This window comes from Terriglobia bacterium (assembly GCA_020073495.1).
Classification (GTDB): Bacteria; Acidobacteriota; Terriglobia; order Terriglobales; family Acidobacteriaceae; genus JAIQFD01.
Window position 1 is genome coordinate 97,938 of sequence record JAIQFD010000002.1, and the last position, 14,081, is coordinate 112,018.

Sequence of the window (14,081 nt, forward strand, 5' to 3'; positions counted from 1 at the left end):
TTGCCCGCGCGAAAAAAAGCAGGGGCGCGGAACCGCGCCCCCATTCGTCTTGCCGCAAACGCTTACTGCAATGTGAACGTGACCTGTTGCGCCGGGAACGAGTTCGAGAACACGGTCAGTTGGTACTGTCCCGCCGGCAGTCCCGTCGTATCCAGGTAAAACTCGTAGGCGTGAAGCGCCGAGTTGTACTTAAAGATATTGGGCGGCGTGCCATGGGTGTTCGCCAGGTGCACAGGCTCCGGCGTCACGCCGGTGACCAGCGTGAGCTTGGCTGTGGCATTGGTCACGAACGACTGCACCGAGATGATATTCGGCGGGGAGGTAACCGAGCTCGAAGGAACGACCCGGAACGTGATGGGGATGGTGGCGCCGTGCGAAAACACCCGGGCGTTGGCCGGCCCCAGTGGCGCCAGGAAGCCCAGGAAGGTGCCGGCCGGCACTCCCGGGGCGGGTCCGAGGTCCACGACCACGAAATCAGAAAACTGATCTGTATTGCCCTTGATGGTGCCGTCGATCTTGGGCAGGTAGAAGGCGGTGAAGATGTTGTGCCAGTTGTTCGTCCCTGACGGCGCCTGGAGGAAGCCGGGATTGACGATCGGCTGGGAGCTGTCAAAGGCCGTCTTGACGGTGATGTTCGGCTGCGGAGCGCTGGGGCAGGGGCTGGGCGTGCACTTCACCTGGAAGACGGTGCAACTGCCGCTGCTGCCGTCGTAGACGATGCACTGGGCGCCCGGAAACGAAGGCGCGATGCGGGTATGGAAATCGGGGGTGGAGACGAAAGCCGCTGTCACCGCGGCCGTCACACCGGCGAAATCCGTTCCCGGCGGATACTGGATCCCATAATTGAACGTGGTGCCGGGGAAGTTGAAAGTATTCTGATCGGTCGGGCTCAAGGGCTGCGTGACGGTGACGCTCTGGGTGCCGTTGGCGTCCAGGCTCACGGCCTGCGGACTGTAAGGTGCGTTGTCGCTGATGTACAGCGTGCCGGAGACGGGACCGGTTGCCGCCGGGGTCACGGTCACGGTAACCGTGCAGAAGAGCCCCGGATTCAGCGAAGGCGGGCAGGTGTTGTTGCTGATGGCGAACTGCGGGTCGCTGGTGGTGAAGCTGTTGAACAACAGCGGCGCGGTGCCGGTGCTGGTAATGGTGACGTCCTGACCTGGGCTGGTGAAGTTCACTCCCACGTTCCCAAAGTGCAGGGCGGCGGGCGTAACTATCGCCGCCGCGAAGGTGGGGATGCCGGTGCCGGTGAAGGTGATGATCTGCGGGCTATCAGGCGCATCATCCCTGATATTCAGTTGGTCGTTGAAGATCCCGAGGCCCGGCGGCGTGAAGGTGAACGAGGCGCTACACATCGCTCCGGCGGCCACCACGTCGCCGCAGTTGGTTGTATAGAAGAACGGGCTGCCCGGGTTCACCGGCCCGCTGAGCGCGTGGTGTTCAATGTGCAGCGGCCCGGAACCGGTGTTGGTGAGCGTGACGATCTGCGGCGGGCTGGTGAGGTTTTGGATCACCGGACCGAAATTCAAGGCGTGGCTGCTCAGGAGCACCGCCGGAGGGAAGAAGGCGATCTTGCTGATGAAGTTCGTTCCCCCGCCCACTGTGTTGTCCACCGATTGGAAGGGGCTGACCAGCGGGAAATCCTGGGAAGTGGCCAGGCCCGCGACGTAGACGTCGCCGGTCGCATTGGCTACGACCGCATCGCCGTTATCGAATCCGCTGCCGCCAAGATACGTGGAGAACTGTACCGCGCCGTTCGAAGTCAGCTTGACCACGACCGCATTCTCGCCACCACTTTCGGAGTTGAAACCTGGATACGGCTGGGTGGCGTTCTCGGTGACCGGAAAATTCGACGATCCGGTGTCACCTGTCAAGTACAGGCTTCCGGATGCGTCGACGAACAAACTGCGTCCGTCTTCGTCGCCCGAGCCGCCCCAGAAGGTGGAGTACAGCACAGAACCGCCGGGAGAGAACTTGGTGATGAACAGGTCGAAGAACCCGCCAAAGCCGGGTTGCGCCGCGTTCACTGTCGGGAAGTCGGGCGATTCTCCGCTCCCGGTCACGTACACATTTCCGGCGGAATCAGCGGTCGCGGCGAAGCACTGATCCAGCACCGTGCCGCCCAGATAGGTGGAGAAGACGTAGGCGGAACCCGCCGGGTTGATCTTGGTGACGAAACATGAGCTGCCGCTCGGGTTGACGCCCTGATAGGCATTGACGATCGGCAAGCCCTCGTCCGATTGAGTCGCCCCGGCCACCGACGCACACCCGAACGGATCGGCTGCGACACCAAGCACGGAGTCGGTGCGGTTGCCTGAGATGTAGGTGGAATAGAGCACTGCCGCGCCGCCTGCCGCCAGCTTGGCCACCCAGCCATCCTGTGCTGTCGTGCCGACATAAAGGATGTCGGGCGAGCCCGCCACCACCGCCATCCCGCGGAACCCAGCCTGGCTCAGTTCGAACGACCAATTTGCGCCGCTGTCGGTACTCTTCACCACCGAGTTGCCGCGGCGCGTTGCATAGATCCGGTTGGGCACGGTGGGCGAGGGCCTGATGTCCGTAATGTTGGAGCCGTCGAGGCTGTGCAGCGGCCACGTCGCCCCACCGTCGATGCTCCGGTAGAAGCCGTTCGGCGTCAAGTTTGTGCCGTTGAGCACGGATGCATAAAGAGTATTCGGATAGAACGGATCGACGGCGATCACCTGCGCCGTGGGCAAGCCGCTGCCCAGCGATGTCCATGTAGCCCCGGCGTCGGTGCTGACGAACACGCCCGCGCCCGCCGCCGCTAACACGCGGTTGGCATTGCTGGGATCGACTGCCAGCCAAAACCACGTGCCCGACGTGCCGGCAACATGGGTGAACGAGCCCCCGAAATTCGTGCTGCGCCAAACGCCACCATTGGCAGCGACCAGCACAATGTTGGGCGAGGCCGGGTTCACGACGATGGAGCGGATGTTGCGGCTGAGCGTCGTCGTCCAACTCGCCCCGCCATTGGTGCTCCGGGAGAATGCGGTGAGCGTTCCCACGTAAACGTTCGTGGGGGTGACGGGATCGACGGCGAGCGCCCGGACACTCAAGCCGGTGTTGATACCCGTATTAGTAGCCGTCCAGTGCGCCCCCGTGTCGGTGCTCTTGTACACACCGCCGCCGTTGGCGCCGGCGTAGATGGTGGCGTGGTTGGTGGGATCCACGGCGATGGCCCAGACGTCCGTTCCCGTCAGACCGTTATTGAATGCGTTCCAGTTCACGCCGTCGGTCTGGGTGTAGAGTCCCGCCTCGCCTGGTTGGGATTGCAGGGCGCCCACCAGCGGAAAATCCGTTGAGTCCGTGTTTCCGCCCAGGATAATGTGGCCGGCCGCGTCGAGAGCGATGCCGATCGCATAATCGTTGGCGGTGCCCCCGTAGTAGCTGGAGAACAGCAGCGCTTGCCCGTCCGCTCTGAGTTCAAAGACGAACGCGTCGTTGTCGCCGCCACCGTGGTTCGCCTGGATGGGGCCCATCGTGGGGAAGTCGTGCGACTGCGTCAGCCCGGCGACGTAGGCGTTGCCGGAGCCGTCCACCGCCAACATGTTTGTGCCGAAGTTGGAAAAGGTTCCATCGGCGCCGGAGCCGCCCACATAGGTGGAGTAGACCAGCTTCCTGCCCAGTGGGTCGAGCTTGGTCACAAAAATATCGGAGTTGCCCAATGGTTCAGGATACAAAGCGTTCTGGATGGGGAAATCTGGAGAGATCGTGGTGCCCGCGATGATGATGTCGCCCTGAGCATCCAGCGCGATCCCCAGCGGGATGTCGGACCCGCTGCCGCCCAGATAGGTCGAATACGTCAGCACCGGGTCGATGGTCAGCGCTCTCGAGCGGTCGTACGCGCCCAGCGCGAAGCTGACCCGGTTGTCCGCGCGCACTACGAACTGTGCGTCGATCGGCTTGCTCGTGTCCGCCTGGTAGACCAACGGCTTGTGCACGGTGACGGTCTGGCTGCCGGCGTGGATGAGCAGATCACCGGAGGCGGATTTCTCGATCGTATCCGCGCCCTCGAAGGCCAATTGGATCTTGCTGGGATCGGCGCCGGGAGCGGCGGTGAAGTCAAACTCCAGCCGCTGCGGGTTGCCGTAAAAGACCAGATCGATCCCGGGATAGACCGAGCTGTAGGACACGCGGTCGTAACCGGGAACCTTGGTGTGCCACTTCTTGGGGTCGTTACCGATGAAGTAGTTGGTCGTGCCTGCCTGCGGCGACGCAGCTTGCACCGTGGCGGCCGGGTCGGCGCCGACCAGGCGCATGCGGACCACGGAGGTCTCGAATTCCGGCGGAGCCGCCTCGGCATCGTCAGGATCGATCCTGTGTCGCTCGGATTTCTCACCCTTGATCGGCTTTGCCAGGGTGAGCACCGCCTCGTCCTTGGTCAGAAAGAGCGTGTAGCCCGGTCCGTGCGCCATGTATTTCACCCGCGCATCCGTCTGCCCCTGATTCGGCTCGAAGCGGAGTGGCAGCCTGCCCAGATTCTGCACCACACTTTTCGCGCTGGGTGGCATCGCCTTCGCTGGGGCGGAACTTTTCGACGAGGTGGGCAAGTCGGCGGCGGCTGTGTTGACGGCGAACAACGCCAAGCTGAAGATCAGGCAAAGCAGCGTGCGGACTGCGCGCATCTGGACCCTCCGGGGTGGGTCAGCGAACCTAAGACTTGGGAACCTGTGGATAGAGATTGAGAAGAATGATTGCATCCGGACTGCCAAATCGGGAGGCCACTATACAGGACAACGACAAGCTCGTGTCAAGACATTGATTCTGCGGAACCAAGTTCTCATGAAATGTCTTTGGCGAAGTAAGAATGCGAATCTGTCGGGCCGGCAAGGATGAAAATTCTTGCACAAAAACAGCAAGAAGCCTGTCAGCGACCCTGCTGCAATCTTCTGCTTGCCCAGAGGATGCTAGAGGGTGTCTCCTCTCTTCGAAAGTCACATGGTTTCGGCAAGCAGAGCCGAAGAGGATGTAAAGGCCTGGCCTTCTTCAAGGCATCAATCTCTTGAGCGCAGCACGAGCTTCAGCGACCTGCGGCAGTCGGGTATGGGAACTCTCGAAGTGCAACAGGAACGATTGATATTCATTCACGGCTTGGTCGCGCTTGCCGGTGGCTTCGTACAGTTGGCCCAGATAGAAGGGGCAAAGCAGCGCCACGAGAGGAACTTGGCGGCGCATATCACTGTAGTTGCCTCGCTGAGTTCCCTCTGTAAAGGCGCGTCGAAACTCCTGCTCGGCGGAGGCATAATCCTTCAACAGCAAGTGCGCGCGCGCGTTAGCAAACAGCACGTCTGCCACCTGTTGGTTGGGGAGGCGAGCTATGGCGGCCAGCGCGCCGTGGGCGTCGCTGTGAACCAGAGCGACGGCCATGTCGTTGTAGGCGCGCTGGCGTTCCAGGGCATGGCGACCAATCCAGGGATGCTCGGTCGCTAACTGCTGGAGGCTGCGCTCCGAGGCAGCCTGCTCTCCACGAATCGCTTCCAAGAACGACACGGACTGCAATTCTTCACCATAGAGCTTCTGCTGCCGCGCGAAGGACAGCGCGCCAGAGCTATCGCCCATGAGCGTCGCCAGAATGGCGAATGAATAGAGAGCCTCGCCGGCTCCCAGGGATTGGCCCGCACGAGCGAGCTGCGAGACCGCTTTGTGGTAGCTTTCGAAGGCACCGTCGAGATCACCACGCATCTGGTGGAACTGCCCCTGGAACACGGGCAGGTACAAGCGAGACAGAGGCGTGGTGCGCTGTGCGTACTCCAGGAAGGCCGCATCCGCCAGCGCATATTTCCCCTGATCAGCGTAAACCAGAGCCAGCTTCAGGTACTCGACGTAAGCCTGAAAGTCCGGCTTAAGCTCCAGAGCTTTGCGGTAGGCGGCGACGGCTTCGTCATCACGCCCGAACCGGTGAAGGACATCGCCACGAGTATCCCAAGGATTGGGATCACCGGGGCGAAGTGCGCTGTACTGAGTACACGCGTCGAGCGCGGCGGCCTGGTCGCCCCGCCTGGCCTGCACGTAACAGAGCTCGTTTAGTAGGGCTTCGTCTTTGGGTTCGGCCGCCAGGCCGTCTCGAAGGATGCCCAAGGCCCGTTCATCCTGATTGAACTGGTGCAACCAGTCAGCCAGGTTGGCGCGCGAATCCGTATCGCGTGGAAACTCCGCGACCACAGATTCGAAAGCCTTAATCACCGCTTGCCCGTCGCGGGAACGATAGGCCTTGTTGACCTGAAACAAAAGCTGCTCGCGGCGCGGCAAGCGGGACTGGAACTGGTCAACCTTGCGGGCCATCTCGTCCGCCTTGGCCAGGTCTCCCTCGGTCTCGTACTGACCGGACAGCAGCAGATAAGACAATGCAAACTGGGGATCGAGACGCACGGCTTCCTCGAGCTCGCGTATGGCGTCGTCAGCAAGGAAACGACGGTCGTATTCGCGTGCCAATTGGTAATGACGGTAGGCCTCGATGTTGGAAGTGGACGCTTGCTCGATGGCCGGGGCGTTCTCGGGCAGACTACCGGCGGGCAGAAAACGGCGAGCGATGCGCGCGGTGAGGGAGTCCACCATTCCGAAGATGTTTTGAACGCTTTCCCCTTCCAGCTTGTCGGAGAAAAGGATCTGGCCGGTACGGGTGTCCTGCACGCGGACGTCAAGACGGAGTTGGGCGGGCCCAACCTTCAGCAGGGCGCCGCTGACGAAGGCGTCGGCACCAGCGTCGCGCGCCACCGCCTGCGCGAGCCCCGGGTCCATGGTGGTGTCCTTCTTGCCGACGATGCGCTGGAGCGAGCCTTCCACACGCTCGGTGGAGAGCACATCCAGGCCTTGGACTTGTGCCAGATTGGTGGTGAGCATCTCCGTCAGGCCCCGGTCCAACCAGTCGAGCGAGCGGTCTTGCGAGAGGTTATTGAAATACAGCACGGCGAGGGCCTTGTGCCCTGCGCTGGGACCGGCCACGCGGCCGCGCAAAAGCCACCAGGCAAGCACGGCGGCAACCACGACAACCGCAGCGACAACGGGAATAAGCCATTTTCGACCTATTGGCTGGGGCTGCCCAGGAGGCAGCGGAACGGTGCCACTTGCCGTGGTGACGGTGGAAGTACCAGTAGAAGGGGTCGTTGTGACGGCACCGATCGCTGGGGTCACGGTTGCGCTAACCGGACTGCTGCCGCTCGCAGGCTGGGTCGATGCGGGTGTCACCGCCCCCGTCGATCCGGATAACACTTCCATAGGCGGTGCTGGCGCCGGAACCTCGGGCACGGCAGCCGCGATGGTGCGACCGGAATCACTGTCGCGCTTCAGACGCGCCAGGTCGGCTCGCAAGTCTGAGGCGTTTTGGTAGCGGAGCTTCCGGTCTTTCTCCAGAGCCTTGTTGATGATCTCTTCGAGCTTGGGCGGCAGATCGGGATTGAGGCGGATAGGAGACACCGGCGTACGGTTAAGAATCGCCTCGGTGATGACTCCAGAGGTCTCGCCTCGGAAGGGCAGGACTCCTGTCGCCATTTCGTAAAGTACGACGCCGAAGGAGAATAGGTCTGTCCGTCCATCCAACTCCTTGCCCCGTACTTGCTCGGGCGACATGTAGACCACAGTGCCCACGGCAGTACCCGGGCTGGTCAAGTGCTCCTCGCCGACCGCCGTCGCTGCCGCGGCCGCCATTGCCGGTTCCAACCTGGGCTGGATCACCTTGGCCAGGCCGAAGTCTAGAACCTTGGCGTGTCCATGCTCGGTCACGAAGATGTTCGCAGGCTTGATGTCGCGATGGATGACGCCTTTGGCATGGGCGGCATCCAGTGCATTCGCCACCTCGATGCCGATTTCCAGCAGTCGCTCCAGTTCCAACGGCCGGGTGGCGATTGTATGCTTCAGCGTCTTGCCATCGAGAAACTCCATGACGATGAACGGCTGACCATCGTGTTCTCCGATCTCATGAATGGTGCAGATATTGGAATGGTTCAGCGCGGAAGCGGCTCGCGCTTCCCGACGGAAGCGTTCCAGCGCTTGGGGATCCCGGGCAAGTTCTTCCGGGAGGAATTTCAAAGCAACAAAGCGTCCCAGCGTGGTGTCTTCGGCCTTGTAAACCACACCCATGCCGCCGCCACCGAGCATCTCCAAGATGTGATAGTGGGAAACGATTCGCCCGACCAAGGCCCCCCCAATTGGCCGCCCATGTTAGGTTGCCGAGGTAGGCGAGTCAATGCGGAAGCTCAGTGGGCGAAAACCGTTGGTTTCGCGCACGGTTCTTTCTAACGCCCCTCTTCCAGTTTGGACGACGCCTATTGCGCGCGGGCGTGGAACGGTCAGAACCAACAGCCACCGGAACAGCCACCATCCGCCGCTCCCCGGCCGCCATGGTCCAGTAAACCATTGGTGCGAAAGGGGGGATTTGAACCCCCACGGGTTTCCCCGCCAGATCCTAAGTCTGGTGCGTCTGCCAATTCCGCCACTTTCGCTCTGTTACTAGGATACACCGGGGCGGAACGGTGTTTGCCAGTGGTGCCGCTGGTTCGTGCGAAAGAAAAAACTCAATACATAAGGACACAAAGGAAGGCACGAAGGTCACGAAGGAACCCTACCGCTTCTTGGCGGGGACCTGCTGCCAGACATCCTTGAAATCGAAAAAGCCTTCCTTGCCCTTGAGCCACTCGGCGCCCAGGACGGCGCCCTCGGCGAAGCCGCGGCGGGACTTGGCGTCGTGGATGAGCATCATGGTGTCGTATGCAGAGTCGAAGAGGATCACGTGGGTGCCGACGATGTCGCCCTCGCGCAGGGAGGTGATCTCCACCTCGTCGCCGCTGACCGCCTGCAGGATCTTCTTGATCTTCACCGCGGTGCCGGAGGGCGCATCCTTCTTCTGGGCGTGATGGCGCTCGACGATCTTGGCGGTGTAGCCGTGCTGCAGTCCGGCGGCGGCGGCGCGCGCGATGTCGTAGAAGACGTTCACGCCCACGGAAAAATTGGAGGCGAAGAGAAAGGCGATGTAGCTCTGCTCCACCAGCTGGCGGACGTGCGTCATCTGCTCTCCCCAGCCGGTAGTGCCGACGACCATGTCGGCGCCGGCGCGGCAGCAGGCCTCGATGTTCTCCACCACCGCGTCCGGGGTGGTGAAGTCGATGACCATGTCCACGCCCTTAAGCGCTTCCTTGGTCAGCGCCGAGGCGTGCGGGTTCTCCTTGCTGTCGAGGGCGCGTACGTCGTGGCCGCGCTCGCTCGCGATCTCGGCGACCATGCTGCCGGTCTTGCCCTTGCCCAGCACCCAGATCTTCACTCAAACACCTCAGGGTCGGGATCGCTGAAGAAGGCGTCGTGCAGGCGGCGGACGGCCTCGGGGACGTCGTCCTCGTCGATCACGAAGGTGATGTTGATCTCCGACGCGCCTTGCGAAATCATACGCACGTTGATGTCGGAAATCGCAGAGAAAACTTTGGCCGCAATGCCGGAGGTGCCGCGGATGTTCTCGCCCACCAGGCAGACGATCGCCTTGCGGCCCTCGTATTTCACGTAGGCCAGCTTGTCGAGGTCGGCGGCGATGGCGGGGATGGCCTCGTTGGAGTCCACGGTGAGCGAGACGCTGACCTCGGAGGTCGAAACCACATCCACCACACAACTGTGCTTGTCGAAAACATCGAAGATGGATTTCAGGAAGCCGTGCGCGCCCAGCATGCGGGTGGCGACCACGTCCACGATGGTGATGCGCTTCTTGGCGGCGATGGCCTTGAAGACGTTACGGCAATGGGGCGCGCGCGAAGTGATGCGCGTGCCCTCATTGTTCGGCTTCCGCGAATTCAGCACCTGCACCGGGATGTTCTTCTGCACCGCGGGCAGTAGAGTCGCCGGGTGCAGGACCTTGGCGCCGAAATAGGCGAGTTCGGCGGCCTCGTCGAAGCTGATGACCTTGATGCGGCGCGCGCCGGGACAGAGGTTGGGATCGGTGGTCATCATGCCGTCCACATCGGTCCAGATCTCGATGACCGCCGAGTCGAGCCCGGCGCCAACGATGGCGGCGGAGAAGTCCGAGCCGCCGCGCCCGATGGTGGTGATGGCGCCCTGGGGCGTAGCGCCGATGAAGCCGCCCATCACCGGCACGCGCCCTTTCTCGATCAACGGCTTGACCTCGCGCCGCAGGCGGTCGTTGGTCTCCTCGAAGTCGGGGACCGCCCGGCCAAAGCGTTGGTCGGTGACGATGACCTTGGAGGAGTCCACATGCGTTGCATCGATCCCGCGCAGCGAGAAGGCCGCGGTGGCGATCTTGCTGGAGATGCGCTCGCCGAAGGAAGCGATATTGTCGGCGGTGCGGTCGGTGAGTTCGCCGACGGCGGCGATGCCGCGGAGCAGCTCGTCGAGCGCGTCAAAGTGCGATTCCAGCTCGGAGTGGAACTGGGTGAAGACGCCGGTCCCCAGCACTTCGCCGGCGACGGTGTAGTGGCGCTCGCGGAGCTGGCGGGAGAGGTCGAGCGCCAGGTCGCGGTCGCCGGCGCCGGCCGCCTTGCCCATGGCGAGCAGCGAGTCGGTTACCCCCGCCAGCGCGCTGACCACCACCGCCGGGCGCAGGCCGAGGCGCGAGCGCACGATCTCGGCGGCGCGCTCGATGGCGGCAGCGTCCTGCACGGACGTTCCGCCGAATTTCATCACGATCATTCGAAGTAGCCCTGCGCCTTCAGGAGTTCTGCGTTGAGCAGGGCCGCACCGGCCGCGCCGCGAATGGTGTTGTGCGACAGGACGGTGAATTTCCAATCAAGCAGGGGACACGGACGCAGCCGGCCGACGCTGATGGCCATGCCCGCGCCGCGGTCGGCGTCGAAGCGCGGCTGCGGACGGTCGGGAGCAGGATCATAGACAATGGGCTGCTGGGGCGCGCTGGGCAGGCGCTTCTCCTGCGGGATGCCGCGGAAGTCGCTCCAGGCGGCGATGATCTCCTGCGCCGTCGCCGGCCGCTTCAACTTTACCGACACCGATTCCGTATGCCCGTCCTCGACGGCCACGCGGTTGCACTGCGCGCTCATCACAAAATCGGCGGGGACGGCGGCGGCTCCGTTGACCGAACCCAGCATCTTCGGGGTCTCGGCCTCCATCTTCTCCTCTTCCTGCGCGATATAGGGGATGACGTTGCCCAGGATGTCGAGCGAGGCGACACCCGGGTATCCCGCGCCGCTCACCGCCTGCATCGTGACCACAAAGACCTTTTCCAGGCCGAAGTGTTTCTGGATGGGCGCCAGTGCCAGCGCCAGGCCCATCGCCGAGCAGTTGGAATTGGTGACCACGAAGCCGCGCGACTTCTTGTGCCAGGACTGCGCCTCGATCAGGCGAAGGTGGTCAGGGTTGATCTCGGGGATGACCAGGGGCACATCCGGCTTCATGCGCATCGCGCTGGAGTTGGAGATCACGGCGCAGCCGGCATCGGCGAACTGCGGCTCCAGCTCGCGCGCGATGGCGCCGTCGAGCGAGGCGAAGACGATGTGTGGTGCGCCCTCGGGCGTGGCCGGGGAAACCACCAGGCCGGCGACGGACTCCGGCATCGGCGTCTTCAGGCGCCAGCGCGTGGCATCGCGATATGGTTGTCCGGCGGAGCGCTCCGAGGCGGCAAGCCACTTCACCTCGAACCACGGATGGCGTTCGAGCAACTGGATGAGCCGCTGGCCGACTATTCCGGTCGCGCCCAGGATCCCTACAGGAACTCGGTCTGACATCGCTTTCAGAGGATTCTACACCGGCGTACGAGCACAGATTCGCTCGGGGGTTGTCGGATTGGGGGAGCGAGGCGCCGATGTCGCCCTCGTCACACGGCACCAGGCGCGGAATCACACGCCGACAAGGCGGGATTTTGGTATGCTGCGCGGCTGGAAAGAAGGAGGGATCCATGCCCGAGCTACGGCAGAACCGCTTCACCAAAGAATGGGTCATCATGGCCACGGAACGTGCGAAACGGCCGGAAGAATTGTGCGTGAAACGCGACATCAAGCCGCTGCCGCACTATTCGGAGAAGTGCCCGTTCTGCCCGGGGAACGAGAAGCTGGCGCCGCCGGAGGTGATGCACGTGCCCGACGGTAACGGGTCCTGGCGATGCCGGGTGGTGCCGAACAAGTTCGCGGCGCTGTCGCGGGAAGGGCAGCCCACGTTCAACGTGCATCGGTCGAGACGGACGATGAACGGGGTCGGCATCCACGATGTGATCGTGGAGACGCCGGACCACGCGGCGACCACGGCGCTGCTGGCCGACGACCAGGTCGCCGACATCATCCGCTGCTACAAATCCAGGTTTGACGAGTGCAGCGCGGACCCGCGCGTGGAGAACGTCACCATTTTCAAGAACCACGGCGCCGGCGCCGGCACCAGCCTGGAGCACCCGCACTCGCAGCTGATCGCGACGCCAGTGATCTCCTCCCAGGTGCGCTACCGCCTGTACGAGGCGTTGCGCCACTACGACGAGTTCGGCGAGTGCATGTTCTGCTCGGGACTGGCGGAGGAAATCGCGGAGAAATCGCGCATCGTGATGGCGACCGATCATTTCGTGGTGGGGGAACCATTCGCGTCGGCGACGCCGTTCGCCACCTACATCTATCCGCGGCGGCACATGGCGAGCTTCGGGGCGATCGACCCGGTCGAGATCGAGGACCTGGCACACGTGCTGCGCGCCGTCCTGGCGAAGCTGTACGTCGGACTGGAGAACCCGGACTTCAACTACACCATCCGCACCGCGCCGCACGAGAACTCCGGCGTTAAGTACTACCACTGGTACCTGAGCGTGATCCCGCGGCTGACGCGGGTCGCAGGGTTCGAGCTTGGATCGGGGATGTTCATCAACACGGTGCTGCCGGAGGCGGCGGCGGAGTTCCTGCGGAACGTCAAGACCGATCAGTTGACCGCGGCGGCTACGAAAACCTAGACACAGCGAACACAGAGGAACACAGAGGCGGAGCCCCCGGCCCTTTGTCTCTTAGGTAGCGATCCTTCGACTCGCGCGCCCAAAACGGGGCGCGCTCGCTCAGGATGACACCGTGGAGGATTTTGTGGCGAGGCGCACGAGGCGCGCTGCGGGGTAGAGCCAGCGCAGACCGCACGGCAGGCGGACGTAATTCCAGTCATCCAGCGTGGGGATCAACGCATAGCGCAGCAGGTAGGCGAGCCGCTCCGCGGAGGTATCGCGTGACGCTCGGATGAACCGGTGCCGGGCGGCGAGATCCTCGTCCAGGTCAGCGCCGTTCTCGAAATTGCGCTTCACTATTTCCACCAGAGGTTTGGTTTCACGATCGTTTGCAGCGACAGAGCGAACGTCCTCCGGCAAAGGGGCACCGCACCAGTCCGCAAGCATGCAGGCGATGCAGAATCCCAGGCCGGTGCGGCGGTCCAAGGCTTCCCCCTTCACATAGTCCCAGTCCATTGAGCATGCGCGCAGGAGGGCGGCTATATCCGCGACGTGCGCCAGCTTGTTCCAGCCGTGTTTGGTCGCGTGGACCGTCAGCATGAGTAGATCGTCTTCTGGCGAAAGCGCGGGTATGTCGCGGTCGCCGATGCGAACCTTTGCCGATCGGGCGAAAAGTTGATCCAGGTCGAAGACATCGCCGAATTGTCGCGGAACGTATTGCCAGTGGAGTTCGACATGGATGCGGCCGTCCGACATGGCGTACTCGCAGCCGGAACGCAGATGCGCCTGGAGCTGCCAGGGCTCCAGCGGCAGCGCGGCGGTGAAGCCCATCTTTCCGAGCGTGGCGATGGCCGCTGGGATGTCGTCGGGGCGAAGTAGCAGGTCGAGATCGCAATACTCGCGCGCGGCGACGTCGCCGTACAGACGCTGTGCCAGGACCGGGCCCTTGAAGGCGAGCGCGGGCGGGAGGGCGTCGAGCAAGCGAGGCAGCTCCGAACTCAGCAGCAGCGAGCGCCGTAGGTTCTGCTGGAAGCGTTCTTCGAGGCGGGGGCGAAGCTGTGGGAGGCGCCGATAAAGCTGCGGCGCAAGACCGTGGCGAATGGCGAAGGACAGGTCCGCGTGAGCGAACTGGGTGTCGTCGCCGCGCAGAAAGGCGATGAGGGCGGCGAACTGGTCGTGCGGGGCGACGATGGAGGTGGCGGCGATGGCCACT

General features: G+C 63.2%; 7 protein-coding genes and 1 tRNA gene. 1 reads left to right on the plus strand and 7 read right to left on the minus strand.

What is annotated here, in order from left to right; translation table 11 throughout:
• Window positions 1-62: 62 nt before the first annotated feature.
• From LAN37_04220 to asd, 6 genes are all read right to left on the minus strand, one after another.
• Window positions 63-4,646 (minus strand): choice-of-anchor D domain-containing protein, encoded by a 4,584-nt coding sequence (locus LAN37_04220; GenBank protein ID MBZ5646412.1) that lies wholly within the window; start codon window positions 4,644-4,646, stop codon window positions 63-65.
• Between the two features lie 361 nt (window positions 4,647-5,007).
• Window positions 5,008-8,154: a protein kinase gene (locus LAN37_04225; protein ID MBZ5646413.1), complete on the minus strand. Its 3,147-nt coding sequence runs from the start codon at window positions 8,152-8,154 to the stop codon at window positions 5,008-5,010.
• 220 nt (window positions 8,155-8,374) lie between these two features.
• Window positions 8,375-8,459 (minus strand) — tRNA-Leu (locus LAN37_04230).
• A 119-nt stretch (window positions 8,460-8,578) separates the two neighbouring features.
• Window positions 8,579-9,274: a 4-hydroxy-tetrahydrodipicolinate reductase gene (locus tag LAN37_04235; GenBank protein ID MBZ5646414.1), complete on the minus strand. Its 696-nt coding sequence runs from the start codon at window positions 9,272-9,274 to the stop codon at window positions 8,579-8,581.
• Window positions 9,271-10,644 (minus strand): lysine-sensitive aspartokinase 3, encoded by a 1,374-nt coding sequence (gene lysC, locus LAN37_04240; GenBank protein ID MBZ5646415.1) that lies wholly within the window; start codon window positions 10,642-10,644, stop codon window positions 9,271-9,273. Before lysC ends, LAN37_04235 begins: the two co-directional genes overlap by 4 nt.
• Complete coding sequence (asd, locus tag LAN37_04245) at window positions 10,641-11,693, minus strand: aspartate-semialdehyde dehydrogenase (GenBank protein MBZ5646416.1); 1,053 nt, start codon at window positions 11,691-11,693, stop codon at window positions 10,641-10,643. Before asd ends, lysC begins: the two co-directional genes overlap by 4 nt.
• 170 nt (window positions 11,694-11,863) lie before the next feature.
• On the opposite strand from asd, the gene galT reads away from it, so the two are divergent.
• Complete coding sequence (gene galT / locus LAN37_04250) at window positions 11,864-12,889, plus strand: galactose-1-phosphate uridylyltransferase (protein ID MBZ5646417.1); 1,026 nt, start codon at window positions 11,864-11,866, stop codon at window positions 12,887-12,889.
• Window positions 12,890-12,988: 99 nt separating this feature from the next.
• Here the strand turns inward: galT and LAN37_04255 are convergent, their stop codons facing one another.
• Window positions 12,989-14,080 carry a nucleotidyltransferase family protein gene (locus LAN37_04255; protein MBZ5646418.1) on the minus strand — a complete coding sequence of 364 codons (1,092 nt, stop codon included), beginning with the start codon at window positions 14,078-14,080 and terminating at the stop codon, window positions 12,989-12,991.
• Window position 14,081: the final 1 nt, after the last annotated feature.

Excerpts from the sequence above, each read along its gene's own strand:
- LAN37_04220 (MBZ5646412.1), bottom strand. The coding sequence starts at position 4,646 with ATGCGCGCAGTCCGCACGCTGCTTTGCCTGATCTTCAGCTTGGCGTTG.
- lysC (MBZ5646415.1), bottom strand. The coding sequence starts at position 10,644 with ATGATCGTGATGAAATTCGGCGGAACGTCCGTGCAGGACGCTGCCGCC.
- asd (MBZ5646416.1), bottom strand. The coding sequence starts at position 11,693 with ATGTCAGACCGAGTTCCTGTAGGGATCCTGGGCGCGACCGGAATAGTC.
- galT (MBZ5646417.1), top strand. The coding sequence starts at position 11,864 with ATGCCCGAGCTACGGCAGAACCGCTTCACCAAAGAATGGGTCATCATG.